The organism is Devosia oryzisoli (assembly GCF_014837245.1).
Taxonomy (GTDB): domain Bacteria; phylum Pseudomonadota; class Alphaproteobacteria; order Rhizobiales; family Devosiaceae; genus Devosia; species Devosia oryzisoli.
Map to the genome: position 1 here is coordinate 257,297 of NZ_JACYFU010000001.1, position 26,761 is coordinate 284,057.

General features: G+C 64.7%; 19 protein-coding genes. 11 read left to right on the forward strand and 8 right to left on the reverse strand.

All coding sequences use genetic code 11. The features are described 5' to 3' along the window. Positions 1 to 29: 29 nt before the first annotated feature. From IC608_RS01335 to IC608_RS01350, 4 genes are all read right to left on the reverse strand, one after another. A complete protein-coding gene (locus IC608_RS01335) occupies positions 30 to 2,018 on the reverse strand; it encodes an acetyl-CoA carboxylase biotin carboxylase subunit (protein ID WP_191772234.1) in 1,989 nt (662 codons plus the stop codon). After that, positions 2,015 to 2,497 carry an endonuclease domain-containing protein gene (locus IC608_RS01340; protein ID WP_191772235.1) on the reverse strand — a complete coding sequence of 161 codons (483 nt, stop codon included), beginning with the start codon at positions 2,495 to 2,497 and terminating at the stop codon, positions 2,015 to 2,017. Before IC608_RS01340 ends, IC608_RS01335 begins: the two co-directional genes overlap by 4 nt. Before the next feature lie 63 nt (positions 2,498 to 2,560). Next, entirely contained in the window at positions 2,561 to 4,093 is a 1,533-nt protein-coding gene (locus IC608_RS01345; RefSeq protein WP_191772236.1) for an acyl-CoA carboxylase subunit beta, read from the reverse strand. A gap of 57 nt (positions 4,094 to 4,150) precedes the next feature. Further along, complete coding sequence (locus IC608_RS01350) at positions 4,151 to 5,035, reverse strand: SMP-30/gluconolactonase/LRE family protein (RefSeq protein ID WP_191772237.1); 885 nt, start codon at positions 5,033 to 5,035, stop codon at positions 4,151 to 4,153. A 153-nt stretch (positions 5,036 to 5,188) separates the two neighbouring features. On the opposite strand from IC608_RS01350, the gene IC608_RS01355 reads away from it, so the two are divergent. Beyond that, positions 5,189 to 6,139, forward strand: coding sequence for a nucleoside hydrolase (locus tag IC608_RS01355; RefSeq protein ID WP_191772238.1), 951 nt, complete (start codon positions 5,189 to 5,191; stop codon positions 6,137 to 6,139). 24 nt (positions 6,140 to 6,163) lie between these two features. Further along, the gene (locus tag IC608_RS01360) at positions 6,164 to 7,393 is read left to right on the forward strand and encodes an iron-containing alcohol dehydrogenase (RefSeq protein WP_191772239.1); all 1,230 of its coding nucleotides are present in this window, start codon (positions 6,164 to 6,166) and stop codon (positions 7,391 to 7,393) included. Between the two features lie 6 nt (positions 7,394 to 7,399). Here IC608_RS01360 and IC608_RS01365 read toward each other — a convergent pair whose 3' ends face one another. The 3 genes from IC608_RS01365 to IC608_RS01375 all read right to left on the reverse strand — a co-directional run bounded on the left by IC608_RS01365 (position 7,400) and on the right by IC608_RS01375 (position 10,269). After that, complete coding sequence (locus IC608_RS01365; protein WP_191772240.1) at positions 7,400 to 9,304, reverse strand: diguanylate cyclase domain-containing protein; 1,905 nt, start codon at positions 9,302 to 9,304, stop codon at positions 7,400 to 7,402. 97 nt (positions 9,305 to 9,401) lie between these two features. Next, positions 9,402 to 9,611: a hypothetical protein gene (locus tag IC608_RS01370; protein ID WP_191772241.1), complete on the reverse strand. Its 210-nt coding sequence runs from the start codon at positions 9,609 to 9,611 to the stop codon at positions 9,402 to 9,404. Positions 9,612 to 9,657: 46 nt separating this feature from the next. Further along, positions 9,658 to 10,269 (reverse strand): LysE family translocator, encoded by a 612-nt coding sequence (locus tag IC608_RS01375; RefSeq protein ID WP_191772242.1) that lies wholly within the window; start codon positions 10,267 to 10,269, stop codon positions 9,658 to 9,660. Positions 10,270 to 10,446: 177 nt separating this feature from the next. Between IC608_RS01375 and IC608_RS01380 the strand changes: the two genes are divergently transcribed. Beyond that, on the forward strand, positions 10,447 to 12,033 hold the full coding sequence (locus IC608_RS01380; protein ID WP_191772243.1) for an ABC-F family ATP-binding cassette domain-containing protein: 1,587 nt from the start codon (positions 10,447 to 10,449) through the stop codon (positions 12,031 to 12,033). Between the two features lie 3 nt (positions 12,034 to 12,036). On the opposite strand, the gene IC608_RS01385 is transcribed toward IC608_RS01380, so the two are convergent. Continuing rightward, positions 12,037 to 12,978 (reverse strand): nucleoside hydrolase, encoded by a 942-nt coding sequence (locus IC608_RS01385; protein WP_191772244.1) that lies wholly within the window; start codon positions 12,976 to 12,978, stop codon positions 12,037 to 12,039. Positions 12,979 to 13,205: 227 nt separating this feature from the next. On the opposite strand from IC608_RS01385, the gene IC608_RS01390 reads away from it, so the two are divergent. The 8 genes from IC608_RS01390 (at position 13,206) to IC608_RS01425 (ending at position 26,754) form a co-directional block, all read left to right on the forward strand. After that, on the forward strand, positions 13,206 to 15,065 hold the full coding sequence (locus tag IC608_RS01390; protein WP_191772245.1) for a monovalent cation:proton antiporter-2 (CPA2) family protein: 1,860 nt from the start codon (positions 13,206 to 13,208) through the stop codon (positions 15,063 to 15,065). Between the two features lie 89 nt (positions 15,066 to 15,154). Then, positions 15,155 to 17,626, forward strand: coding sequence for a glycogen/starch/alpha-glucan phosphorylase (locus IC608_RS01395; RefSeq protein WP_191772246.1), 2,472 nt, complete (start codon positions 15,155 to 15,157; stop codon positions 17,624 to 17,626). Positions 17,627 to 17,719: 93 nt separating this feature from the next. Beyond that, a complete protein-coding gene (glgB, locus tag IC608_RS01400; protein ID WP_191772247.1) occupies positions 17,720 to 19,909 on the forward strand; it encodes a 1,4-alpha-glucan branching protein GlgB in 2,190 nt (729 codons plus the stop codon). A 59-nt stretch (positions 19,910 to 19,968) separates the two neighbouring features. After that, on the forward strand, positions 19,969 to 21,240 hold the full coding sequence (gene glgC / locus IC608_RS01405; protein WP_191772248.1) for a glucose-1-phosphate adenylyltransferase: 1,272 nt from the start codon (positions 19,969 to 19,971) through the stop codon (positions 21,238 to 21,240). Continuing rightward, the gene (gene glgA / locus IC608_RS01410) at positions 21,240 to 22,700 is read left to right on the forward strand and encodes a glycogen synthase GlgA (RefSeq protein ID WP_191773733.1); all 1,461 of its coding nucleotides are present in this window, start codon (positions 21,240 to 21,242) and stop codon (positions 22,698 to 22,700) included. The genes glgC and glgA overlap by 1 nt, the downstream gene beginning before the upstream one ends. Then, positions 22,681 to 24,312, forward strand: coding sequence for an alpha-D-glucose phosphate-specific phosphoglucomutase (locus IC608_RS01415; RefSeq protein WP_191772249.1), 1,632 nt, complete (start codon positions 22,681 to 22,683; stop codon positions 24,310 to 24,312). The genes glgA and IC608_RS01415 overlap by 20 nt, the downstream gene beginning before the upstream one ends. A gap of 12 nt (positions 24,313 to 24,324) precedes the next feature. Further along, the gene (gene glgX / locus IC608_RS01420; protein WP_191772250.1) at positions 24,325 to 26,340 is read left to right on the forward strand and encodes a glycogen debranching protein GlgX; all 2,016 of its coding nucleotides are present in this window, start codon (positions 24,325 to 24,327) and stop codon (positions 26,338 to 26,340) included. A gap of 42 nt (positions 26,341 to 26,382) precedes the next feature. Next, positions 26,383 to 26,754, forward strand: a complete 372-nt coding sequence (locus IC608_RS01425) for a VOC family protein (RefSeq protein ID WP_191772251.1) — start codon at positions 26,383 to 26,385, stop codon at positions 26,752 to 26,754. The last annotated feature ends 7 nt before the right edge of the window (positions 26,755 to 26,761 follow it).

Here is a 26,761-nt window from a genome sequence, read left to right on the forward strand (position 1 = left end):
GCTGGGTGGGGGGGATGAGAGCCACGCAGTCATGGTGAAACCGCCTCGAATTCCAGCATCACGGCATCGACCGCCAGCACGGCGCCCGGAGCGACGTGGACCTTGCTGACCCGGGCGCGCTTTTCGGCCCTCAGCACATTTTCCATCTTCATGGCCTCCACGATAGCCAGCGTCTGGCCGTCCTCCACCACGTCGCCTTCGGCAACGTCGATGCGCACGACCTGGCCCGGCATGGGGCAGAGGAGAAAGCGGCTCATGTCGGGCGGCACCTTGACCGGCATGTGCTTGAGGAATTTGGCGATGTGCGGGCGCAACACCAGCACCTTGAGGTCGGCGCCGCGATAGCGGATGCGGAAACCGGAGGTGGTGGGCGTCACCTTGAGCACGGCATGACGCCCGCCCGACCAGTCGAGATGGGCGAGGCTGTCGCCGGGTTGCCAGGTGACGCGCACGGCCTCGGAGCGCCATTCGAGATCGACCAGAATGTCGAGCCCGCTCTGGTGCAGCACCACCTGTTCGGCGCGGCCGTCAATCTCGACATGCCAGCGGCTTTCCGCCTCGGCGCCGGTGCGGCGTTGCTCGCGGCGAGCCATCAGCACCGCGGCCGCGGCCACCACGTCGAAATGGTGTTCGTCGCTGAGGGTGGCGCCCGAAAACCCTGCGGGGAACTCCTCGGCGATGTAGCCGGTGGTGAGGCGCCCCTCGCGGAAGCGGCTCTGCTCCATGACCGTGGAGAGAAAGGGCAGGTTGTTGCCCACGCCTTCGACCTCGAAGCGGTCCAGCGCCTCGGCCATGGCGTCGATGGCCTCGATGCGGCTGGGCGCCCAGGTGCAGAGCTTGGCGATCATCGGGTCATAGAAGGTGGAAATCTCGCCCCCCTCGAAGACGCCGGTGTCGTTGCGCACGACACGGGTTTCGCTCGTGCTTTCGGCGGGTGGCCGGTAGCGCGTCAGCCTGCCGGTCGAGGGCAGGAAATTGCGATAGGGGTCTTCGGCATAGAGCCGCGACTCGATGGCCCAACCCTTGCGCTGCACCTGGTCCTGGGTCAGCGGCAGTCGCTCGCCATTGGCCACGCGCAGCATCAGTTCGACCAGATCGAGGCCGGTAATCAGCTCGGTCACCGGATGCTCCACCTGCAGGCGGGTGTTCATTTCGAGGTAATAGAAGTTCCGGTCCTTGTCGACGATGAATTCGACCGTGCCGGCGCTGCGGTAACCCACGGCCCTGGCCAGCGCCACCGACTGCTCGCCCATCGCCCTGCGCGTCGCCTCGTCGAGGAAAGGCGAGGGGGCTTCCTCGATGACCTTCTGGTTGCGCCGCTGGATCGAGCATTCGCGCTCGTTGAGATAGAGGGCGTTGCCATGCGCGTCGGCGATGAGCTGGATCTCGATATGGCGCGGCTCGGTGACGAATTTTTCGATGAAGATGCGATCATCGCCAAAGGAACTGGCCGCTTCGGACTTGGACCGCTCGAAGCCCTCGCGCGCCTCGGCATCGTTCCAGGCGATGCGCATGCCCTTGCCGCCGCCGCCGGCGGACGCCTTGATCATCACCGGATAGCCGATGGAGCGGGCGATCTCTACCGCGTGCTCGGCGTCGTCGATCAGCCCCATATGGCCGGGGACGGTGGAAACCCCGGCTTCCGCGGCCAGTTTCTTCGATGTGATCTTGTCGCCCATCGCTTCGATGGCGCCAGGCGGCGGGCCGACGAAGACGATGCCTGCCGCTTCCAGCGCGGCCGAAAAGGCGGCGTTTTCCGACAGGAACCCATAGCCCGGATGCACCGCCTGCGCGCCGGTCTCTTTGCAAGCCGCGATGATCCGGTCGATCTGCAGGTAGCTCTCTCGGGCCGGCGAGGCACCGATGTGCACCGCCTCGTCGGCTTGTCTCACATGCAGCGCCTCCCGATCGGCATCGGAATAGACCGCGACCGTGGCGATGCCCATTTTCTTCGCGGTTTTGATCACCCGGCAGGCGATCTCGCCGCGATTGGCGATGAGGAGTTTGGTAATGGTCATTTGTGGTCCTCATCGGTGTTTGCGCGTGGTGGTCTCCCCACAAGGGGGAGGGGGTCCGACCCAGCTTGCAGCACGGTCTCGTCAAACTCACCGGCGCGACTCCCTCCCCCTTGCGGGGAGGGCTGGGGTGGGGGGCTGGGAGCCCGGATATCAAGGTGAGCCCTCAGCACGTCGAATATACCCTCAAGATTGGTCGTTACGTCGTGATTGGAGAACCGCAGCACGGTGAAACCGCGGGCCCGAAGGTAGTCGTCACGCACAGCATCATTGGATTGGGCAAGATCAGTGCCGTGGGTGTCACCGTCAATCTCGACCACCAGCTTGGCCTTGATGCAAGCGAAGTCGACATAGTAGGAACCGATCAACTGTTGCCGGCGAAACGGCCAACCGGATTGCCGGAACGTCCAGGTCAAGCGCCAGAAGTCTTGCTCCGCATAGCTAGCCTGGCGGCGGAGTTTTCTAGCTAGTTCCTTGGCCATTCATCCCCCCCACCCCAGCCCTCCCCGGAAGGGGGAGGGAGTCTGTTCCGTGCATGTCGGCCCCTATAGCGGAATATTGTCGTGCTTCTTCTTCGGACCCTGCACGCTCTTGTGCCTGAGGGTCGAGAAGGCGCGGATGACGCGGCGGCGGGTGCCGTGGGGCATGATCACGTCGTCGATGAAGCCGCGTTCGGCGGCGACGAACGGGTTGGCGAAGCGGGCTTCGTAGTCGGCGGTGCGTTGGGCGATCTTCTCCCTGTCGCCCAGTTCGGAGCGATAGAGGATTTCCGTCGCCCCCTTGGCGCCCATGACGGCGATTTCGGCCGAAGGCCAGGCGTAATTGACGTCGGCCTTGATGTGCTTTGATGCCATCACGTCATAGGCGCCGCCATAGGCTTTTCGCGTGATGACGGTGACCAGCGGCACGGTGGCCTCGGAATAGGCAAAGAGCAGCTTGGCGCCGTGCTTGATGATGCCGCCATATTCCTGCGCGACGCCGGGGAGGAACCCCGGAACGTCGACAAAGGTCAGGATGGGGATTTCGAAACTGTCGCAGAAGCGAATGAAGCGCGCGGCTTTCTTTGAGGCATTGATATCGAGGCACCCGGCCAGGACCAGCGGCTGGTTGGCGACCACGCCGACGGTGTGACCATCGAGTCGGATGAAGCCGATGAGAATGTTTCCGGCGTGGTTTTTCTGTAGTTCGAGGAATTCACCCTCGTCGGCCACCGTCTCAATGACCTCGCGCATGTCATAGGGCGTGTTGGCGCTGGCCGGGATGATGGTGTCGAGCTTGTCGTTGCGCCGGTCGAGAGGGTCGTGGGTGATGAGGCGTGGCGGCTTCTGGCCGGCCGCGAGCGGCAGATAGGCGAAGAGGCGCCGCACCTCGAGCAGCGTCTCGATGTCGTTGGCAAAGGCGGCGTCTGCGACCGAGGAAATCTTGGTGTGCGTCGAAGCCCCGCCAAGCTCCTCCTGCGTCACGGTCTCGTTGGTAACGGTCTTGACCACATCCGGGCCCGTAACGAACATGTAGCTCGTGTCCTCGACCATATAGATGAAGTCGGTCATGGCGGGCGAGTAGACCGCGCCCCCAGCGCAGGGGCCCATGATCACCGAAATCTGCGGGATGGCGCCCGAGGCCTGCACATTGCGCCAGAACACGTCGGCATAGCCGCCCAGGGACGCCACGCCTTCCTGGATGCGGGCCCCGCCAGAATCGTTGAGACCGATCATCGGGGCGCCATTCTGCATGGCGAGGTCCATGATCTTGCAGATTTTTTTCGCATGCGTTTCACTCAGCGAGCCGCCGAAGACCGTAAAGTCCTGCGAGAAGACGTAGACCAGCCGCCCTTCGATGGTCCCCCAGCCGGTGACGACGCCATCGCCCGGATAGATCTGCCCGGCCATGCCGAAATCGGTGGCCCGGTGGGTGACGAACATGTCGTATTCTTCAAAACTTCCCGGATCGAGCAGCACGTCGAGCCGTTCGCGCGCTGTCAGCTTGCCCTTGCCGTGCTGGGTATCGATCCGCTTCTGTCCGCCGCCGAGCCGCGCCTGGTCGCGCTTTTGTTCGAGTTGGTCGATGGTGGTCTGCATGCAAAAACTCCGCTCGTCGCGGCGAGACTAGCGCGGGAAAGCGCAGGACCCAAGCGATCAATCGGCGGCAGTTGCCGAGCCGAAGATTGCCACGGGCACGCCGGGGACGGGGCTGCGGAGCATGACGATGCCGTCGCGCCCGTCTTCGGCCAAACCGGAGTCCAGGCTGGTCACGAAAATGGTGCGCATGTCCGGGCCGCCGAAGCAGGGCATGGTGGGACGGAGGAGGGGCAGGTCGACCCAGCCGGTGAGCGTGCCGTCGAGATGGATTTGGTTCAGCCTGCGGCGCGACGGGGCGGCGGACCAATAGGTGCCGGCGATGTCGAAGGCGCCGCCGTCGGCGCGGCCATTGGCCTCGTCATGCTCGCGCAGGCGGCGCCGATTGCCAATGGTCCCGTTCCGCCGATCGAACGTCCAGCGATCGATGAACATGTCGCCACGCGAGTCGCTGTGGAAGAGGGTGGTGCCGTCAGCGGTCCAGGCCAGGCCGTTCGAGGTCTCGAAACCGCCGGCAAGTTCGGTTGCTGCACCATCCGCTCCGACGCGATAGAGGGCGCCCTCTGCCGGCGCACCATCGGGATCCATGCTGCCGACGTAGAAGGCGCCGTCAGGGCCGACCTTGCCGTCGTTGAGGCGCATGCCGGGTTTTGGCAGCGCGATCGTGGCGACGAGCCGCCGGCCTTCAGAGAGTGGATCGAAGAGGATGACGGTTCGCTGCAATGCCACCACCAGCTGGCCGTTCAGTGCCAGGCCGAACGAAGCGACCGACTCACCGAAGCTCCAATGGCGGCGCTGACGGGTGGCGAGGTGAATGGCGTGGATGAGGCCGGCGGGAATATCGCACCAGTAAAGCGTTTGCGTCCCGGCATCCCAGACAGGACTTTCCCCAACGCCGAAGCGCTCCTGGAGAAGGAATTGGACTGGGGTGGCGGTGTTCGTCATGAGGTGATGTCCGGAGCAAGTCGGGGCGGTGTCCCCTGCATGACAAGGCAAAACCGGATGATCAAGTTGCGCCAGTGCTCGCGCTGCCACGCGCTTTGGCTTTGACGTCGCGGCCGGCTTGTGATTGGTCGCGCGTCAAAAAAGGACAAAACAATGAAGGTCATTTTCGACACCGACCCCGGCATCGACGACGCCATGGCGCTGCTCTACCTCAGCAAGCTGCCGCAGATCGAGCTTTTGGGCATCACCACCGTGGTTGGCAATTCCAACCTCGACATCACGACACGCAATGCGCAGTTCCTGCGCCGCCAGTTCGGCATATCGGCACCCGTGGTGCGGGGCGCGGCCGAAACCCTCGATGGCGTGGTCAAGGACGAACCCACCATCGTGCACGGTCACAACGGGCTGGGCGATATCGACATCCCGGAGGTTGGCGACGAGGGCCTGCAGCACGGCACGGCAGCCGATTTCATCATCGATACGCTCCACGCGCATCCGGGCGAAGTCACCATCATCGCGGTCGGGCGCATGACCAATTTGGCCCTGGCCCTGCGCAAGGACCCGTCGGTCGCCGCGCTCGCCAAGCAAGTGATCATCATGGGCGGTGCCTTTGGCTACAAGGGTCGGAGCGGCAATGTCACGCCGGTGGCGGAAGCCAACATCCACGGTGATCCGGTGGCTGCGGACGAGATTTTCGGCGCCGCCTGGCCGGTCGTGGTGGTCGGACTCGACGTGACGCACGAGATCGTCCTCACCAGCGCCTATCTCGCAATGCTGGCCGACGAAGCCGGCGACAATGGCGAGTTGCTGCGCCAGATGTGCGGGCATTACGCCAGGTTCTACAACGCCATCATGGGCTTCGATGGCGTGGTCGGGCACGACCTGCTGGCGGTGACCTATGCGCTTCATCCGGAGTGGTTCGAGACGCGCTCGGGGCCCATCCGCGTGGTGACGGAAGGGCTGGCCGTGGGCCAGACCATCCAGAAGCCCGATACGCGCAAGGGCGGTGATCCGGCCTGGAGCGACCGGCCGTCCCACCTCATCTGCACCGCTGTGGACGGCACAAGGGTGCTCGAGCATTACCGGCAGACTGTTGCCGCCTGACCATCTGTTTTCGGAGACCAGACCATGACCTTGTTCGGCGCGTTGCGACTGCCCGCGGAAATCCTTTTCGGGGCAGGGCAGCGCCATGCGCTGGGCCGCGTGGCGCAACGCCTCGGCCAGCGAGCTCTGGTGGTGACCGATGCCCGCTTTACCGCTACGCCTGCCTTTGCCGGAATGGTGGCGGATCTGGAACAGGCGGGTCTGGTGGTGCAGGTGCATGACGCGGTGCTGCCTGACGTGCCCGTCGCCAGCGTCGCCGAAGGTGTTGCAGCGGTGCGCGGGTTCGAGCCGGACCTGGTGGTGGGGATCGGTGGCGGCAGTTGCCTCGACTTCGCCAAGTGCGCCGCGCTGCTGTTGAGCCATGGCGGGGCGCTGCAGGACTACTATGGCGAGTTCAAGGTGCCCGGACCGGTGCTGCCGCTGATTGCCGTGCCAACCACGGCTGGAACGGGGTCCGAGGTGACGCCCGTTGCGGTCATTTCCGATGCGGAGCGTACCCTGAAGGTCGGCATATCCAGCCCCTACCTCATCTCGCGAGTCGCGATCTGCGATCCGGAGCTGACGCTGTCCTGCCCGCCCATGCTGAGTGCCATTGCTGGCGCCGATGCGCTGACCCATGCCATCGAGGCGTTCACTGCCATCAAGCGAACGCCCGATGCCGCGCTGACGCAAGAGCATGTCTTTATCGGCAAGAATGCGCTGACCGACCAGCAGGCGCTCCATGCGATCGGCCTGTTGGGGCACAATCTCGAGCGCGCCGTCAGCGTGGGCGAGGACCTCGAAGCGCGCAGTGCGGTGATGATGGCCGCCATGGCCGCCGGGGCGGCGTTCGGCACGGCCGGTACGGCCGCGGCGCATGCCATCCAGTACCCGGTGGGCGCCTTGACCCACACCCCGCATGGGCTGGGTGTGGCGGCGCTGCTGCCCTATGTCATGGCGTATAATCGTCCGGCCTGCGAGACGGAACTGGCGCAGGTGGCGGTGGCGCTGGGAGCGGCCGAAGCGGCGGACGACCGTGGGCACGCCGCTCAGGCGGCCATCGATGCGGTGGTGCGGCTCTTCGCGGCCATCGGCATTCCGCGCTCGCTTGGCGAACTGGGCCTGCCGACGGACCAGCTCGACTGGACCGCGGAGCAGGCGCTGGGCATCGGGCGCCTTATCAAGAACAACCCACGTCCGCTGGACCTCGCGACCATGCGCAGACTGGTGCGGGCGGCGCACGCGGGGGATCTTGCGGCAGCAGCAGAGGCCTAGGCCCGGCTACCCGGCTTCGCGCACAATGGCCGGAAGCGGCGTCGTGCCGGCGACGTCCTGCCAGTGGAGGGCGGTGTCCCGCCCCTGGTCCTTGGCCGCGTAGAGCGCCTTGTCGGCCTGGTCGAGGAGGTCCATCGGCACGCCGGGTGTTGCCGTTGCGGTGAAGGTTGCAATGCCTGCGCTGCAGGTGACATGGCCCTTGGTGCTGCCTTCGTGGGCAATCTGCAGGGTGCGGATTTCATCCTGAATGGCGGCGACGACGGCGCGCGCGCCTTCGGCATCGGTTTGCGGCAGGACCAGCACGAATTCCTCTCCACCATAGCGGGCGGCAAGATCGGACGGCCGCTGCACGCAGTGGCGGATGCGGTCCGCGACCATGCGCAGGCACGCGTCGCCCGCCGGGTGTCCGTAGAGGTCATTGAAGCGCTTGAACCAGTCCACGTCGATCAGCACGAAGCTGAGCGGGGCGTGGCTCCGCAGCGAGCGCGCATATTCGCTTTCAAGGGCCGTGACCATGGAACGCCGGTTCTTGAGACCGGTGAGCGCGTCGACGCTGGCGAGGATGCGGAACTGTTCGGCCACAGCGGCCAGCTCTGTCTCGGCGCGCTTGAGGTGCGTAATGTCGGACACGACCACGACCGCTCCACCTTCGGGCAGCGGCGAGGTGCGGATCAGCAGCCAGGTGCCATTGCTGAGCTGGATGTCCTGCTCGCCACCGCGCACCAGGCTATCGAGGACGTTCTCGATCCAGCCCTGTTCGCTCTCGGGCAGGTTGGCCTGCTCTCCCGTCCGATACACGGCGCGAAGGATGGCGCCAAGGTGCCGCCCCGGCTCACGGAGGTATCCTGTGATCGGGAACAGCTCGCGATAGCGCGGGTTCGCCAGCACCAGTTTGCCCTGTGCATCGAAATAGGCAATGCCGTCCGAGGTGTGATTGAGGACCATGTCGAGGCGCTTGTGGGCGCTCTCGAGATTGGCGAGCAGGGTTTCGTGTGTGGTGAAGTCCTTGGTGACTCCGACGAGGCCGGAGACTTCGCCGTCGCTGTTGAGGATGGGATATTTGCTGGTGAGGTAGGTGTGCGGCTCCCCGAAGGCCGTGGGCAGGCGTTCGGACCGGTTGACGATGGGCGTGCCGGTTCGCAGCAGGTGCTGCTCGGCTTCAAAGAGGGCTGCCGCCCGGTCAGGGCCGGCCAGATCGAGATCGGTGAGGCCGATCATCTTGCGCGGCGAGGACCGGTTGTTGAAGCGCGCGGTGTTCCAGTTGGCGGCGATGATCCTGCCGCTGCGGTCCTTGACGTAGAAGTAGTCCGGTGCCTGCTCGACGGCCGACTGGAGCAAGTGCGTGAGCCAGCCGCGCCGGCGCGATATGGCCATGCCGGTGCCGAAGGCGAGTGAAGCCAGAAAGGTGACCGCCAGCGATGGTCCGACCGCCGTCTGGACGACGATGGCCCGCGCCGCCTCCGGCAGGAAGGGAACGCCGGAGATGGAGGCGAGGGCATTGCCGATGGTGAAGAGCGTGAGGGAGAAGGCGGTGGTGCCGGTTTTGCGGCGAAGAGCCCAAAATGCGCTGCCGAGGAGGAGAGAGGCAATGATACCGACGAACCCGGCCACGAGGCCGACGCCACCCAAGGTCGTCCGATAGACCGCCGCGATCAGCGCAGTGACAAGCCCGGAGAAAGGGCCTCCGAAGAATGTCGACAGGCCCACCAGGGTGGTGCGCAGATCGAAATAGGAGCCCGGCTGGAGTTCCACGCTCAGCAACATGGTGCAGATCGTGCCGATCCCCATCAGTATGCCGCTGGCCACGGGGCGCAGCGGGCGGGGCACGCGCCGCACCCACGTCTGAGCATTGGCCCAGATCGAGACGGTCAGTCCTACGGCCGAGAAATTGGCGAGCAGGTCAAGCCACATGCAGCGCTCCTATTGGAGCGCAATCGTCGGTCAAGCGCGACAACAAACCCTTAACTTGGCCGGGAAGAGTGTGCGGGACCCGCGGGTGGTGAACAGCTCAGGCCGTCTTGCTCATGCGGCTCATGGCAATTCGCGAAAACAGATTGCCTTGCCCCATGGTCAAATTGGTCTGGATGCTGGCGAAGTTGTTGGCAAGGGCGCTGGTGCGGGCCTGCTGTGCGGCCGCGTCTGCACGCCGGCTCTTCTGCCATTGCAGCCGGTCGTAGGACGAGTAGTTGAACTGGTTGAAGCGGTTAATGCTTGCCATGGTGCAAGCCTGCTCCGGCGGCGTTAAGGAGCGGTTAATCCGGCCATCAATGTTGCCAGACAACCAGGCCCGCTGCGGTGGCCATCATGACGCCGGCTGTCTTGTTGAGGCGTCCGAGGGCCCGCGGACTCTGGAAGAGATCGCGCGCGCGCGACGCCAGCCAGGCATAGCCAAAGCCGATCACCAAAAGCACCACTACCACGATGGCCGTCAGTTCGGTGAAGGCCAGCGCGGTCATCTCGCCCAGCGGAACGACGGTGGGCAGGATGCCGAGATAGAACACGATGGTCTTGGGATTGCCCATGGTGAGCGAAAAGCCGGCGAGGAAAGTCTTCCAGGGCCGCTCACTGCGCGGCCGGATGTGTTCGGCGCCGGGACGGGCGGTCCAGAATTTCCAGGCGATGTAGAGCAGATAGGCGGCGCCGGCCCAGCGGATGACGACGAACACCGGCCCGAACCAGTTCGCGACGGCGGCCAGCCCGAAAACGGCAAAGGCGAAATAGACGAGATCGCCCGCCAGAATGCCGAGCACCATCGGTACCGCGCCGCGGAAGCCGCCGCCCAGGGCCCGTGCCACAACCGCAGCAACGCCCGGACCGGGCACAAGCACGGCGACAGCATAGGCACCGGTGAAGATGAGGAGCGTGACGGGATCCATGGCAGTCTCATAGCAGCGAGCCGGCGGACACTACGCCGCGCCCCTGGCTTTTGCCAGAGGCCGGTTGACGCGGGGAGCCAACGGCTTATGTTTCGGCTCATCGTAACCCGACCGGACGGTACCTGATGGATCGCACCCCAAACGCACTGCACACCTGCTTTGCCCTAGGGGATATCCATGCCTGCCTCCGTTACGATTTCACAGCTCTCCTATTCCGGCCCTGACGGCCGCTCCCTCTTCTCCAGCCTAGACCTCAGCTTCGGGCCCGGACGCACCGGCCTCGTGGGGCGCAATGGCGTCGGCAAGTCCACGCTGCTGCGTCTGATCCTGGGCGAGGTGCAGCCGGGTTCGGGCACAATCAGCGTCTCTGGCCGCATCGGAACGCTGCGCCAGACGCTGCAGCCGGGGCAAGGGGAAACCATTGCCGACCTCTTCGGTGCCACGGCGGGCCTGCACCTGCTCGACCGCGCGCTGGCCGGTGAAGCCAGTGCCGAGGAGATGGCGGAAGCCGACTGGACGCTCGAAATCCGTATCGAGGCGGCGTTGGCGCAGATGGGGCTGGCTCATGATGCGCAAACGCTGCTGGCGAGCCTTTCCGGCGGGCAGCGGACCCGGGCGGCGCTGGCTGCGCTGGTGTTCGGGGAGCCCGACCTCATCCTCCTCGACGAGCCCACCAATAACCTCGATGCCGAGGGGCGCGAGGCGGTTGCCGGTCTCCTGGCGCGCTGGCGGGGCACGGCGATCCTTGTCAGCCACGATCGCCAACTTCTCGAGCAAGTGGATGCGATCGTGGAACTGACCAGTCTCGGCGCCACCACCTATGGCGGCAACTGGAGCCATTATCGGGAGCGAAAGGCGCAGGAACTGGCGGCCGCGCAGCACGACCTCGATGTGGCGGAGCGACAGATCCGGGAGAGTGCCCGCAAGGCGCAGGACGCGCGGGAACGGCAGGACCGGCGTCAGTCCGCCGGTCGGAAAGAGGCTGCCAAGGGGGGCATGCCGCGCATTCTGATCGGTGGCCTCAAGCGGCGGGCCGAACAGACCGCGGGTGCGCTAGACCGACTGGCCGAGCGGCAGTCGGAGGCGACCGCAGACCAGGCACAGGTTGCCCGGGCGCGGGTGGACGTCCTGACGCCCTTCGCCGTTGCGCTGGCGCCGACCGGGCTCCATGCGGGCAAGGTGGTGCTGCGCGTGGACGGGCTCAGCGGCGGCTATGTTTCCGACGCGCCGGTCGTGCGTGACGTCACCTTCGACATCATCGGCCCCGAGCGCGTGGCGATCACCGGCCCCAATGGATCGGGCAAGACGACACTTCTGAGGCTGGTGACGGGTGATCTTCCTGCCGCATCGGGAACCGTTACGCGGGGCGGGTCGGTGGCCGTGCTCGATCAGCAGGTGGCGCTATTGGATCGCGCTGAAACCATCCTCGCCAATTTCCGGCGGCTCAACCCGGACAGCAGCGAAAACGACTGCCGGGCCGTCCTCGCCGCGTTCAACTTCCGCAACGATGCGGCGCTGCAGCAGGTCGGGACGCTGAGTGGCGGAGAGATGCTGCGCGCTGGGCTCGCCTGTGTGCTGGGCGGCAAGACGCCGCCGCTGCTTCTGGTGCTCGATGAGCCGACCAACCACCTCGACATCGAGGCCATCGAGGTGGTGGAGGCCGGATTGCGCGCCTATGACGGCGCGCTCCTCGTCGTCAGCCATGATCGGACCTTCCTCGAGGCGGTCGGGGTCGAGCGCGAGATCAGGCTTGGTGAGGGGTGAGCCTCAGGGCAGGCGGGCCAGCCGCTCGGTCAGGAGCGTGAAAAAGCCTTCCGCGTCGCCCGAGCGCATGAAGGTGGCATTGGCCGGGCGGCCGGAGACGTGCCAGTAATCGGCGACCGTCATGCCCACCGTCAGTTCGCTGGCTGTCTCGATGGTCACGTTGCAGTGCCGCCCCTCGAACAGGTCGGGCTTGAGCAAATAGGCGATGACGGTCGGGTCATGCAGCGGCGCGCCTTCCCAGCCGTATTTCTTGAGGTCGAAGCTTTCCGAGAAGGTCAGCATGTCGTAGACGGCCTGGCCAGCCCGGTTGCCGATCGCGCGGATTGCGTCGAGCCGGGCCGGGGTGGACTGTATCATGTGCGTTACATCGAGCGGCAAGATGGTGATCGGTGCGCCGCAGCGCATGACGACGTCGGCTGCCTCAGGGTCGACATAGATATTGAATTCGGCGGCCGGGGTGATGTTTCCCACCTCGAAATAGGCCCCGCCCATCATGACGATTTCGGCGATTCTCCCGGCGATCTCGGGCGCCTTGACGAGCGCCATGCCGATATTGGTCAGCGGCCCGAGCGTGCAGAGCGTGATCGACTTCGGCTCGGCGGCGAGCAGCGTTTCGATGATGTAGTCGACGCCGTGTTGCTTCTGGAGCGGGATCTGCGGCGTGGGGAGGTCCGGGCCGTTGAGACCGGTGTCGCCGTGGACGTGTTCCGCCGTCACCAGCGTGCGGCGCATGGGGCGTGCGTAGCCGGCATAGACGGGGATGTCGGTGCGGCCGGAGAGTTCAACGACTTTGCGGGCGTTGGTCGCGTTGTGGTGCAGGCCGACATTCCCCGCGACCGCCACGATGCCCAGCACCTCCAACTCCTCGCGCGACGCCAGGGCCAGAAGAATGGCGACGGCATCGTCCTGACCGGGATCGGTGTCGATGATGATCTTGCGGGGCATGGGCTTCTTTCCCTTGGTATCGGATGTGTTCGGCGCGGGACATTAGCCAAGGCGCAGACAGCGGTCGACTGGTCCTGGCCGAGACAACCACTGGAAAAAAGGCATTGCCGCACCGAATCCTGGGATGGCTCACCGCCCGATGGCTCGACACGCAGCCATGCGTCTGGCCCGCTTGACGGCGCCCGAAGCACCAACCACTGTCTGCGGCCTGAGAAACGGGAGCAGCCATGGCCGGCCAAGTTATAGGACATGCGGCGGACGCCGCGGCGCATGGCGTCGATCTTGTGCCGATCGTGGCCCTGCTGGGCGCCGGGGTTATCGCGGTGCCGCTGTTCCGGCGGCTGGGCCTCGGCTCGGTGCTCGGTTATCTGGCAGCGGGCCTCCTGCTGGGACCTTCGGGTATCGGGCTGATCAACGATCCCGCCTCGGTGCTCGCCGCCGCCGAACTGGGCGTCGTGATGTTCCTGTTCATCATCGGGCTCGAGATGGAGCCGCAACGCCTGTGGTCGCTGCGCAAGCAGATCTTCGGGCTGGGGGCCATTCAGGTCGTGGGGTGCGGTGCGCTGTTGACGGGCGCCGGCGTTTTGCTCGGCTTCGATCCGGTCGTGGCCTTTGTTGCCGGAATGGGTTTCGTCCTGACCTCGACGGCCATCGTGATGCAGATCCTGGGCGAGCGCGGCGAACTGGCGACGGAGAGCGGGCAGAAGATGGTGTCCATCCTGCTGCTCGAGGACCTCGCCATCGTGCCGCTCCTCGCCATCGTGGCCTTCCTCTCCCCCTCGACCGGAGACGAGAGCCTGTGGGCGCGGACGGTCGGTTTCGGGATCGCCATCGGGGCGGTCTTGCTGCTGATCTTCCTTGGCCGCCGCATCATGAACCCGTTCTTTTCCCTGATGGCACAGGCCAGGGTGCAGGAGGTGATGACGGCCGCGGCGCTGCTGGTGGTGCTGGGGGCTGCGCTGCTGTTCCAGGCCAGTGGCCTCTCCATGGCGATGGGCGCGTTCCTCGCTGGCGTGCTGCTCTCCACGTCCACCTTCAAGCATCAGCTCGAAGCGGACGTGGAACCGTTTCGCGGCCTGCTGCTGGGCCTGTTCTTCCTTGCTGTGGGGATGTCGCTCGATCTCTCGGTTGTGGCTGCCAACTGGGGCATTATTGCCCTTAGCGTCGTCGTCTACATGGCGCTCAAGGCCGGCGCCATCTACGGGCTGGCGCGTCTGCTGAAGTCTGACCATGGGGAGGCGCTGGAGCGGGCGGTGCTGATGGGGCAGGGCGGCGAGTTCGCCTTCGTGCTCTACACCACGTCGGCGGCGGCCGGGCTCATCGATGGCCCCACCAACGCCATCTTCACCGCCGTGGTCATCATCTCCATGGTAGTGACGCCCTTCGCGATGATCCCCATGCGCTGGTTCATGCCGAAACCGACACAGTCCTTCGATGGCGTCGAGAAGGCGGATGGGTTGTCGGCGCGCATCCTCATCATCGGCTTTGGGCGCTTCGGGCAGATTGCCAGCCAGCCGTTGCTGGCCATGCGGCACTCGGTGTCCATCATAGACAACGACACCGATATGATCAGGGCCGCCGCACAGATCGGCTTCAAGGTCCATTATGGCGACGGGACGCGCCTCGACATCCTGCGCGCGGCTGGGGCAGGGACGGCGGACCTTATTTTGGTTTGCACGGACAAGCCCGACCAAACCACGCGTATCGCTGAACTGTTGCGGAACGAGTTTCCGCTGGCCCGCGTCATGGCACGCGCGTTCGATCGTCAGCACGCCATCCAGCTGGTGCGCATCGGCGTGGAATATCAGCGTCGCGAGCTCTTCGATTCGGCCCTCACCTTCGGGGGTGAAGCCATCCGCATGCTCGGGGCGGAGACGCAGCAGGTGGAGGACGTGCTCGAGGGCGTTCGGAACCGCGACAGCCAGCGCTTCGAGCTGCAACTGAACGGAAATGACTGGCGGGAGCTGGGGCAATTGCTGTTGTCCAATGCCCGCGAACAGGCGCGGGAAGGCGGCGTTGCCGTGTCGGATGAAAGTGCCGAAGAGGCGATCGGGGAGTCGAGCAGACAAGAACCCGGAGCGGCGTGACTGTACCCGAAGGGGGTTTCCCCTGCCTTAATTAAGTGCCAGAGTGTCGCACTTAGAGGGGAACATCGACATGCACTTTGGATCGCGATATGCCGCAGAAGCCGATCGTCTACGATGCTCCGACGCCCGAACCCCGGGCCACCACGGTTGAGGCGCTCCAGGCGCAAATCCTTGAGAAGCTGACTTATTCCATCGGCAAGGATCCGATCGTCGCGCGGCCGCACGACTGGCTGGCAGCCACGATCTATGCCGTCCGCGATCGCATCATGGACCGTTGGATGGAGAGTTCGCGCGAGACGTGGCGGACCTCCAACAAACGCGTCTACTACCTCAGCCTCGAGTTCCTGATCGGCCGCCTGATGCGCGACGCCATGAGCAATGTGCAACTCATGGAGCCCGTGCAGCAGGCGCTGAAGAACCTCAATGTCGACCTGGGCGACCTAATCAACATGGAGCCCGATGCGGCGCTCGGCAATGGCGGTCTCGGCCGTCTGGCCGCGTGTTTCCTTGAATCCATGTCGACGCTGAAGATTCCGGCCTATGGCTATGGCATCCGCTATGTGCACGGGCTGTTCCGGCAGGAGATGAGCGAAGGCTGGCAGGTCGAGCTGCCCGAAGAATGGCTGGCGCATGGCAATCCGTGGGAGTTCGAGCGGCGCGAGAGCGCCTATGAGGTCGGGTTTGGCGGTCACGTCGAGCCGGTCACCGACCCGGATGGCTTGATCCGCCAGGAGTGGCGGCCCAATGATCACCTGTTGGCCGTGGCCTATGATACGCCGATCGTCGGTTGGCGTGGCGCCCGCGTCAACACGCTGCGGCTCTGGAGCGCGCAGCCGATCGACCCGATCCTGCTCGACAAGTTCAACTCCGGCGACCACATCGGCGCGCTCGAAGAGAGCGCCCGCGCCGAAGCCATCACCCGCGTCCTCTACCCCGCCGATTCGACGCCGGCAGGGCAGGAACTGCGGCTGCGCCAGGAGTTCTTCTTCTCCTCGGCTTCGCTGCAGGACATCGTGCGCCGGCACATCCAGCAGTACGGTGACCTGACGTCCCTGCCAGACAAGGTGGCGATCCAGCTCAACGATACACACCCCGCCATTTCCGTCGCCGAGCTCATGCGCATCCTGGTCGATGACAACGGTATGAAATGGGCCGATGCGTGGAAGGTCACCAAGGGCACGTTCGGCTACACCAATCACACGCTGCTGCCCGAGGCGCTCGAAAGCTGGCCGGTGGCGCTGCTCGAGCGCCTGCTGCCTCGGCACATGCAGATCATCTACCAGATCAACGCGGACATTCTGGGCGAAGCCCGCAACCGGGCCAAGTTCACCGACCAGCAGATCGCCAATGTGTCGCTGATCGACGAGCATGGCGGGCGGCGCGTGCGCATGGGACAACTGGCTTTTGTCGGCTCGCACTCGATCAACGGCGTTTCGGCCCTGCACACCGAACTGATGAAGCAGACGGTCTTTGCCGACCTGCACAAGCTCTACCCCGAGCGCATCAACAACAAGACCAACGGTATCACGCCGCGGCGCTGGCTGATGCAGTGCAACCCCGGTCTCACCAGGCTCATTTCGGACCGGATCGGGCCAGCCTTTCTCGATGACATCGAGAAACTGCGCGGGCTGGAAGCCCATGCCGACGACCCCGGGTTCCAGAGCCAGTTCGCCGCCGTCAAGCGCGCCAACAAGGAGCGCCTCGCGCGGCTGATAAAGGACCGGATGAACATCACCGTCTCGCCCGAGGCGCTGTTCGACGTGCAGATCAAGCGAATCCACGAATACAAGCGGCAGTTGCTCAACATCATCCAGGCCGTTGCCCTCTATGATGAAATCCGCGCCCATCCGGAGCGGGACTGGATGCCGCGCGTCAAGATCTTCGCGGGCAAGGCCGCCCCGAGCTACTGGAACGCCAAGCTCATCATCAAGCTCATCAACGACGTCGCCCGTGTCATCAACAACGACCCAGCGGTGCGCGGTCTGCTCAAGGTGGTGTTCCTGCCCAACTACAATGTGAGCCTGGCCGAAGTGATCGTGCCGGCGGCCGATCTCAGCGAGCAGATATCGACGGCCGGCATGGAAGCATCGGGCACCGGCAACATGAAGTTCATGGCCAATGGCGCCATCACCATCGGCACAATGGATGGCGCCAATGTGGAGATGCACAAGGAGGTGGGGGCGGACAATATCGTCATCTTCGGGCTCTCAACCGAGGAAGTCGAGGACAAGCGCAGCCGCAACGAAGTGCCGCGCACCGCCATCGACAGCTCTCCGCGGCTGAGCGAGGCGCTCGAGTCGATTGCGTCGGGCGTGTTCTCGCCGGACGATCCGCACCGGTACCGGGATCTTATCGGCGGGCTCTACGACCATGACTGGTTCATGGTGGCGCGCGACTTCGACAGCTATTGGGATGCGCAGATGCGCGTCAATGCGCTGTGGAACAACAAGCCAAAATGGCTGGGCATGGCGATCCGCAACACCGCCGCCGTCGGTTTCTTCTCGTCCGACCGGACGATCCGGCAATATGCACACGATATCTGGAACGTACCCACCGCTTGAAGTGTTCTGTATGCTGGAGCGGTGGTTCCGCAAACGATCAGACGGTCTTGAAATTACACGTCGAACAGATTCGGCACAGGCAGGAGTGACGGGGTGAGCAAAGAGGACTGGCAAGCCGACGGGCGCGACGTCGAAGCGATTGTTTCGGGGCGCCACAGCAACGCCTTTTCGGTCCTCGGGCTGCACGACATAGCGGGGACATGGGTCCTCCGGGCATTCATTCCTCATGCCGAGAGCGTCACGGCCTTCAAGCTCGATGGCGCCGAACTGGGGCGGCTGACTCCGCGTCATCCGGCGGGCTTCTTCGAGGGCAAGGTGCCGCTCGACCGGCGCCAGCCGATCCGCTACCTGGCGCGCAATGCCGGGGGCGAGTGGACGGTTTTCGACCCCTATTCCTTCGGCCCGGTGCTGGGTCCGATGGATGATTACTACATCGGGGAAGGCAGCCATCTGCGCCTCTTCGATAAGCTCGGCGCGCACGAGATGGAGTTCGAGGGCATTCACGGCACCCATTTTGCCGTATGGGCGCCCAATGCCCAGCGTGTTTCGGTGGTCGGCCCCTGGAACGAGTGGGACGGGCGGCGCCACCCGATGCGCAACCGCAATGGCATCTGGGAAGTGTTCATCCCCGTGCTGGGGACCGGCACGCTCTACAAATACGAAATCATCGGCCCCAATGGCCAGGTCATGCCGCTCAAGGCGGACCCGTTCGCCCGGCAGGCGGAGTTGCGGCCACGCACGGCGTCGGTGGTGCCCGACCCGACGCCCTTCACCTGGACCGACCAGAAATACATGGAAGAGCGGGCCGCGCGCGACTGGCGGCGCACGCCGATGTCCATCTACGAAGTCCATCTTGGCTCCTGGCGGCGGCAGCCGGATGGCGGTTTCCTCAGCTATGATCAACTGGCCGAACAGCTGGTGCCCTACGCTGCGGACATGGGCTACACCCATATCGAGCTCCTGCCCATTTCCGAGCATCCCTACGACCCGAGCTGGGGCTACCAGCCCACCGGCCTTTACGCACCGACCGCGCGGTTCGGCGACCCAGCCGGGTTCGCCCGGTTTGTCGACGCTGCGCACGAGGCCGGTCTCGGGGTGATCCTCGATTGGGTCCCTGCGCACTTTCCCACCGATGAGCACGGCCTCAGCCATTTCGATGGCACCGCGCTCTATGAACACGCCGACCCGCGCCAGGGTTTCCACCCGGACTGGAACACGGCGATCTACAATTTCGGGCGCCAGGAAGTCTCGAGCTTCCTCACCAACAACGCGCTCTACTGGTTCGATGCCTTCCATATCGACGGCCTGCGTGTCGATGCGGTGGCGTCCATGCTCTACCTCGACTATTCCCGCCAGCCGGGTGAGTGGGTGCCGAACAAGCATGGCGGCAACCAGAACCTCGAGGCCGTGGCCTTTCTCCAGCGCGTCAATGAAGAGGTCTATCGCCAGTTCCCTGGCGCCTTCATGATCGCCGAGGAGTCCACGTCCTGGCCCGGTGTCAGCGCACCCGTCTATACCGGTGGCCTCGGCTTCGGCTTCAAGTGGAACATGGGTTTCATGAACGACACGCTGCGCTTCATGAGCCGGGAGGCGATCCACCGTCGCTATCACCACGGCGACATGACGTTCGGCCTCGTCTACGCGTTCAGCGAGAACTTCGTTTTGCCCATCAGCCACGACGAGGTGGTGCACGGCAAGGGCTCGCTGCTGACCAAGATGCCGGGGGACGACTGGCAGAAGTTCGCCAATATGCGCGCCTATCTCGCCTTCATGTGGGGCCATCCGGGCAAGAAGCTTCTGTTCATGGGCCAGGAATTCGCCCAGCGCGAGGAATGGTCGGAGGATGGGGCGCTCGACTGGTGGCTGCTGGATGCGCCGGCTCACGAGGGCATGCGCCGTCTCGTGGCCGATCTCAATGCCGCCTATCGCAGCCTGCCGGCGCTACATGAGTGCGACTGCGAGCCCGACGGCTTTGAATGGCTGATCGGCAATGACCAGGCGAACTCGGTTTTGGCCTGGGTGCGCAAGGCGCCCGGGGCCGATCCCGTGCTGGTCATATCCAATTTCACGCCAGTGCCACGCAGCGGCTATAAAGTGCCGATGCCGCAGACCGGGCGCTGGGTGGAGCGTTTGAATACCGACGCGGGCTGGTATGCGGGTGGGAACACCGGCAATCAGGGTGCGGTCATCGCCTATGCTGTCGAAGGGCAGCACTGGCCAGCGGAGGCAGAAATCTACCTGCCGCCGCTGGCAACGCTGTTTCTCAAGTTCGAGGCGGCGTGACGGCTTATCAAGGAACACGTCCCGGGGGGTAAAAAGCCGGGCGCTTGGAGGGAAACAGAATGGCAGACTACCGGGTACCTTCGCCCCTGGCGCGCGAGGCCATGGCCTATGTGCTGGCGGGAGGGCGCGGCACGCGCCTGATGGAACTGACGGATCGCCGCGCCAAGCCGGCCGTCTATTTCGGCGGCAAGGCGCGCATCATCGACTTTGCGCTGTCCAACGCCATCAACTCCGGCATCCGCCGCATTTCGGTGGCCACGCAGTATCAGGCCCACAGCCTGATCCGGCACCTGTCGCGCGGCTGGAACTTCCTGCGCCAGGAACGCAACGAGAGCTTCGACGTCCTGCCGGCCAGCCAGCGGGTTTCGGAAACGCAGTGGTACGAAGGCACGGCCGACGCAGTGTTCCAGAACATGGACATCATCGAGGATTACGGCCCGCGCTACATCGTGATCCTGGCTGGCGACCACATCTACAAGATGGACTACGAGATCATGCTGCGCCAGCACGTGGACACGGGGGCCGACGTGACCGTGGGGTGCCTCGAAGTGCCGCGTGCGGAAGCGAGCGCGTTCGGGGTGATGCATGTCGATGGCCGCGACCGGATCGTGGACTTCGTGGAAAAGCCCAAGGACCCGCCCGGCATGCCGGACAAGCCGGACATGGCGCTGGCCTCCATGGGCATCTATGTGTTCGAGACGCGCTTCCTCATGGAACAACTACGTCGCGATGCCGCGACCGAAGGCTCGAACCGCGATTTCGGCAAGGACATCATCCCCTATATCGTCAAGAACGGGACGGCCTGGGCCCATCGCTTCACCCGCTCCTGCGTGCGCTCGAGCAATGAAACCGTCTCCTACTGGCGCGACGTGGGCACGGTGGATGCCTATTGGAAGGCCAATATTGACCTCACCGACATCACCCCGCAGCTTGACCTCTACGATCGCGACTGGCCGATCTGGACCTATGCCGAGATCACGCCGCCGGCCAAGTTCGTGCACGATTTCGACGGGCGCCGAGGTTCGGCCGTCAACTCTCTGGTCTCGGGCGACTGCATCATCTCCGGCGGTCACCTGCAGCGCACGCTGCTCTCGACCGGCAGCCGCGTCCATTCCTACTCGGTGCTGGAGGAGGCGGTGGTGCTGCCCTATTGCGACATCGGGCGCAACGCGCGGCTCAAGAAGGTCGTCATCGACCGCGGCGTCAGCGTGCCCGAGGGGCTGGTGGTCGGGGAGGACCCCGAATTCGACGCCAAATGGTTCCGGCGCACGGAAGAAGGGGTGACGCTCGTCACCCAGCCGATGATCAACCGGTACCTGGCCGATCGATGATCGAAGTTCTTTCGGTCGCCTCCGAAATCTACCCGCTGATCAAGACGGGGGGCCTCGCGGACGTCGCGGGGGCCCTTCCGGCGGCCTTGGGTGAGTGTGGTGTCAAGATGCGCACCCTGGTGCCGGGCTATCCGGCCATCACCGCCCAGATGAGCGGCGGCAGGGACGTGGCGCATTTCCGGGATCTTTTCGGCGCGAAAGGGCGCCTCGTGGCCGGCCGGGTGTCGGGCCTCGACCTCATCGTGCTCGACGTGCCAGCGCTCTACGACCGCCCCGGCAATCCCTATACCGGGCCGGAAGGGTGGGACTGGCCCGATAACTGGCGGCGCTTTGCGGCGCTGTCCTGGGTTGCCTCCGAACTCGGGCTCGGGCTGGTCGAGGGCTATCGTCCGCAGGTGATCCATGCGCACGACTGGCAGGCAGGGCTCGTGCCGGCCTATGTCAAGTTCGGCCCTTCGCAGACGCTCAAGACGGTGATGACCGTCCACAACATGGCCTTCCAGGGCACATTCGGGGCGGATATCTTCGGGGAATTGCGGCTGCCCTCGCATGCGTTCTCGGTGCATGGCGTCGAATATTATGGCGGGGTGGGGTACCTGAAGGCGGGGGTCGAGTGCGCCGACTTCGTCACGACGGTGAGCCCCAGCTATGCCGCCGAAATCCGCACGCCCGCCTTCGGGATGGGGCTCGATGGTCTCCTCAACAACCGCTCGGACACCGTATTCGGCGTGCTCAACGGCATCGACACCGAGGCCTGGAATCCGGCCACGGACACCGCGCTGGTCCAGACGTTCAGCACCAGCACCATCCAGAACCGTCGGGTGAACAAGCAGGCGCTGCGCGAGGCGTTCGGGCTCGACGACAGCCGCGGTCCGCTCTTCGCCGTCGTGAGCCGGCTGACATGGCAAAAGGGCATCGACCTCCTCGCCGCCAATATCGACATGCTGGTGGCCGATGGCGGCCAACTGGCGGTGCTCGGATCGGGCGAGGCGGAGCTGGAGAACGCGATCCGCAACGGGGCTCAACGCCATCCCGGCAAGGTGGGGTTGGTGACGGGCTACAATGAGGGGCTCAGTCACCTCATCCAGGGCGGCGCGGACGTCATGGTTGTGCCATCCCGGTTCGAGCCCTGTGGGCTGACGCAGATGTACGCGCTTCGCTATGGCTGCATTCCGCTGGTCAGCCGGGTAGGCGGGCTCAATGACACCGTGATCGACGCCAATGTGGCGGCGGTGCAGGCCGAGGTAGCGACGGGCGTGCAGTTTGCGCCGCCCACCGAAGCGGCGCTGGCGGACGCCATCCGCCGCACAAAAGCCCTCTACGCCGACGAGAAATCCTGGAAGAAAATGCAACGAAGGGGCATGAAGTCCGACCTCAGCTGGCAGCTCAGTGCGCGTCGCTACGCCGGACTTTATGCCTCCCTGATCGGGCTCGAGACAGATGACAGTGAAGACGATTAAGACCACCCCCTATCCTGACCAGAAGCCGGGGACGTCGGGCCTGCGCAAGCGCGTGGCCGTCTACCAGCAGCCCAATTACGTCGAGAACTATATCCAGGCGATCTTCGACAGCCTCGAGGGCTTTGAGGGTAAGACGCTGGTGATCGGCGGGGACGGCCGCTACTACAATGACGTGGCCATCCAGAAGGCCATCCGCATCGCGGCCGCCAACGGTTTTGGCAAGGTGCTGGTCGGGCAGGGTGGGCTGCTTTCGACGCCCGCGGCCTCCAACATCATCCGACACTACGAGGCGTTCGGCGGTCTGGTGCTTTCGGCCAGCCACAACCCGGGCGGTCCGCAGGGCGATTTCGGCATCAAGTACAACGTCTCCAATGGTGGACCCGCGCCGGAAAAAATCACCGACGCGGTGTTCGCCCGCACCAAGGTCATCGACAGCTACAAGACCGTCGATACGCCCGACATCGATCTCGGGACCATCGGGACCCAGAGCGTCGAAGGGATGACGGTCGAGGTGATCGATCCGGTGAAGGACTATGCGGCCCTGATGCAGTCGCTGTTCGACTTCGATGCCATTCGTGGTCTCTTCGCCTCCGGTTTCCGCATGACCTACGATGCCATGCATGCGGTGACGGGCCCCTACGCCACGGCCATTCTCGAAGACATGCTGGGTGCGCCCGCGGGCACCGTGGTCAACGGCACGCCATCCCCCTCGTTCGGCGACGGCCACCCCGATCCCAACCTCGTCTACTGCAAGGACATGTTCGACCTGCTGATGACCGCCGACGGCCCGGATTTCGGTGCGGCCTCGGATGGCGATGGGGACCGCAACCTCATCATCGGCAAGAACCGGTTCGTCACGCCCTCCGATTCGCTGGCGCTCCTGGCGGCCAATGCGCATCTGGCACCGGGCTACAGCAAGGGCATCGCCGGCATCGCCCGCTCGATGCCGACCAGCGCCGCCGCCGACCGCGTGGCGGAAAAGCTCGGCATCGAGATGCACGAGACGCCCACGGGCTGGAAGTTCTTCGGCAACCTGCTCGACGCCGGCCGCGTCACCATCTGCGGCGAGGAAAGTGCCGGCACGGGGTCGGACCACGTGCGGGAAAAGGACGGCCTCTGGGCGGTGCTGCTCTGGCTCAACATCCTGGCCGTGCGCAAGCAGGGCGTCGATGAGATCGTGCAGGAGCACTGGCGCAGCTATGGGCGCAACTACTACACGCGGCACGACTACGAAGAGGTCGACGCGGCGACGGCCAATCAGCTGATGGATGACCTTCGCGTCAAACTCCCCGAGATGGCCGGCACGGCGATCGGCGGCAAACGCGTCGCCTACGCCGACGACTTCACCTACCACGATCCGGTGGACGGTTCGATCAGTGCCAAACAGGGCGTCCGGATCGGCTTCGAAGACGGCTCCCGCATTGTCTTGCGTCTCTCTGGAACCGGCACCGTCGGCGCCACGTTGCGGGTCTATCTTGAACGCTACGAGCCTGCCGATGGACGCCACGACCTCGATACCCAGGAGGCCCTCAAGCCGCTTATCGAGATCGCTGAAGAGCTCGCGAAAATCCAGTCTCGAACGGGCCGATCGGGGCCCAGCGTCATTACCTAGAACGGTCTATCCATGAATCCCGAATTGGTCCCCCAGGGGGGACGCACCGATCAGCTTGGCGCGACCGTGACGCCCGAGGGGGTCAATTTCGCTGTCTACTCCGAAAGCGCTTCGGTCATCTGGGTCTGCATCTTCGATGAGCAGGACGAGGAGATCGGGCGCTTCGAACTGGACGTTCACCAGGACAACATCCACGCTGGCCTAATCGCCAACGTCACGACTGGTGCGCGTTACGGACTGCGCGCCGACGGACCCTATGATCCCGACCAGGGGTATTTCTTCGATCCGAACAAGCTGCTGGTGGACCCTTACGCCAAGTGGCTGGACCGGGTGTTCGTGCGCTCGCCGCGGCTGCGTCTCGGACGCGAAGAGGCGGTGGACACGGCACCCCTGGTGCCCAAGGCCATCGTCATGGGCGAGCGCAACAAGCTGGCCAAGCCGCGCCGCAAGGCGCCGAGCCTCTTCTACGAGCTCAATGTGCGTGGGTTCACCATGCGCCACCCCGGCGTGCAGGGGCCGCTTCGCGGCACCATCGCCGCCCTGACGACGCGGCGCGTCATCGACCACTTCAAGCATCTCGGCGTGGATACCATCCAGTTGATGCCGACGGCGGCCTGGATCGACGAAGGGCACCTGCCGGCGCTCGGATTGACCAATGCCTGGGGCTACAATCCGCTGGCCTATTTCGCCGTCGATCCCCGCCTCGCCCCGCGCGGCCCGCAGGAAATGCGGGTGATGACCGACGCCTATCGCAAGGCCGGCATCTCGGTGATCCTCGACGTCGTCTACAACCACACCGGCGAAGGCGATCAGCAGGGCCCGATCCTCTCGATGATGGGGCTCGATCCGCAGACCTATTATCGTTGGGTGGACGTGGACGGGAAGAAGTACCTCGTCAACGACACCGGCACTGGCAACACGCTGCGCTGCGACCACCCGGCCGTGCAGCGGCTGGTGATCGACAGCCTGCGCTACTGGATCGAGGAGATGGGTGTCTCCGGTTTCCGTTTCGATCTTGGTACCGTGCTGGGACGCGATCCGGGTTTCAACCCGGAAGCCGAGATGCTCAAGAAGATCAAGGCCGATCCGGTGCTGAAACAGTCGATCCTGGTCGCCGAGCCCTGGGATCCGGGTCCGGGCGGCTATGGCCTCGGGCAGTTCGGCAAGGAGTTCCAGGAGCACAACGACACGTTCCGCGACGAAGTGCGGGCTTTCTGGCGTGGCGAGCCAAGCAAGATTGGCGCGCTGGCCGGCAAGGTCGCCGGATCGGCCGAAATCTTCGATGTCGAGGGCCGCAAGCCCAGCAATGGCGTCAACATGCTGGCCGTCCATGATGGCTTCACGCTGCGCGACCTCGTCAGCTATGGCGACAAGCACAACGAGGCCAATGGCGAGGAAAACCGGGACGGGCACAACAACAACCAATCCTGGAACTGCGGTTTCGAAGGCGAGACCGATGACGAGGGCGTCGTCGTCGCGCGCAAGCGCGATGTCCGGGCGCTCCTGGCGACGCTATTCTTCTCCCGCGGCACCCCGCTGATCCAGCAGGGCGACGAGATGTATCGCACCCAGCAGGGTAACAACAACGCCTATGCGCAGGATAACGAAATCACCTGGGTCGACTGGGAAGGCGCCGACGGCGCGCTGGTGGACTATGTGGCGGCGCTCAAGAGTTTCCGGCAACAGCACCTTGCGCTGACGCATGACCGGTTCTTCACCGGCCAGGAACGCCATGGGGTTCGCGACATCGAGTGGTTGCACCCGGACGGGCGCGAAATGAACGAGGGCGACTGGGGCGATCCCGGCGCGTCAGTGCTCGGCATGCATCTGCGTGACAAGGGTGACGAGGTGCTGGTGTGGTTCAACCGCCGCATCGAACCGGTCGTGGCGCACCTGCCGGAGGGCGAGTGGGTCGTGGGCATGCAGTCCGATGCTTCGGTGGAGGTGCCGTTCACGGAAGGGACCGCAACGTTGCCGCCTCGATCCGTGGTGGCGTTGATCCGCCCGCCAGCCACTGACAGCGTCTGACACGGCGATGCTGCACAAGCGGGCTCCCAAAAGGAGCCCGCCATGCATCTTGCCTCAATCCGCCTCGTGACCAACCAGATCGATCGTCTGGTCGTCTTCTATACTGTGCTCACCGGCGTGACGCCGAACCAGCCGGCCCCGGTCTTCGCAGAGTTCCGGTTTGGAGCCGTGGCGCTGGCGATCTCCGATGAGTCCGTCATCAAGCAGTTCAATGCTGGCGCCGTGGTGGCGGGGGCGAACCGGTGCGCGCTTATCGAGTTCGAGGTCGACGATGTCGAAGCCGTGCTCATGCGCCTGCCGGAACGGACCAAGGTGGTGATGCAGCCCACCACCATGCCCTGGGGCAATCGTTCGCTGCTGATCCACGATCCGGACGGCAACGTGATCAATGTGTTCTCGCGCCCACAGGGCTGACGGCTTT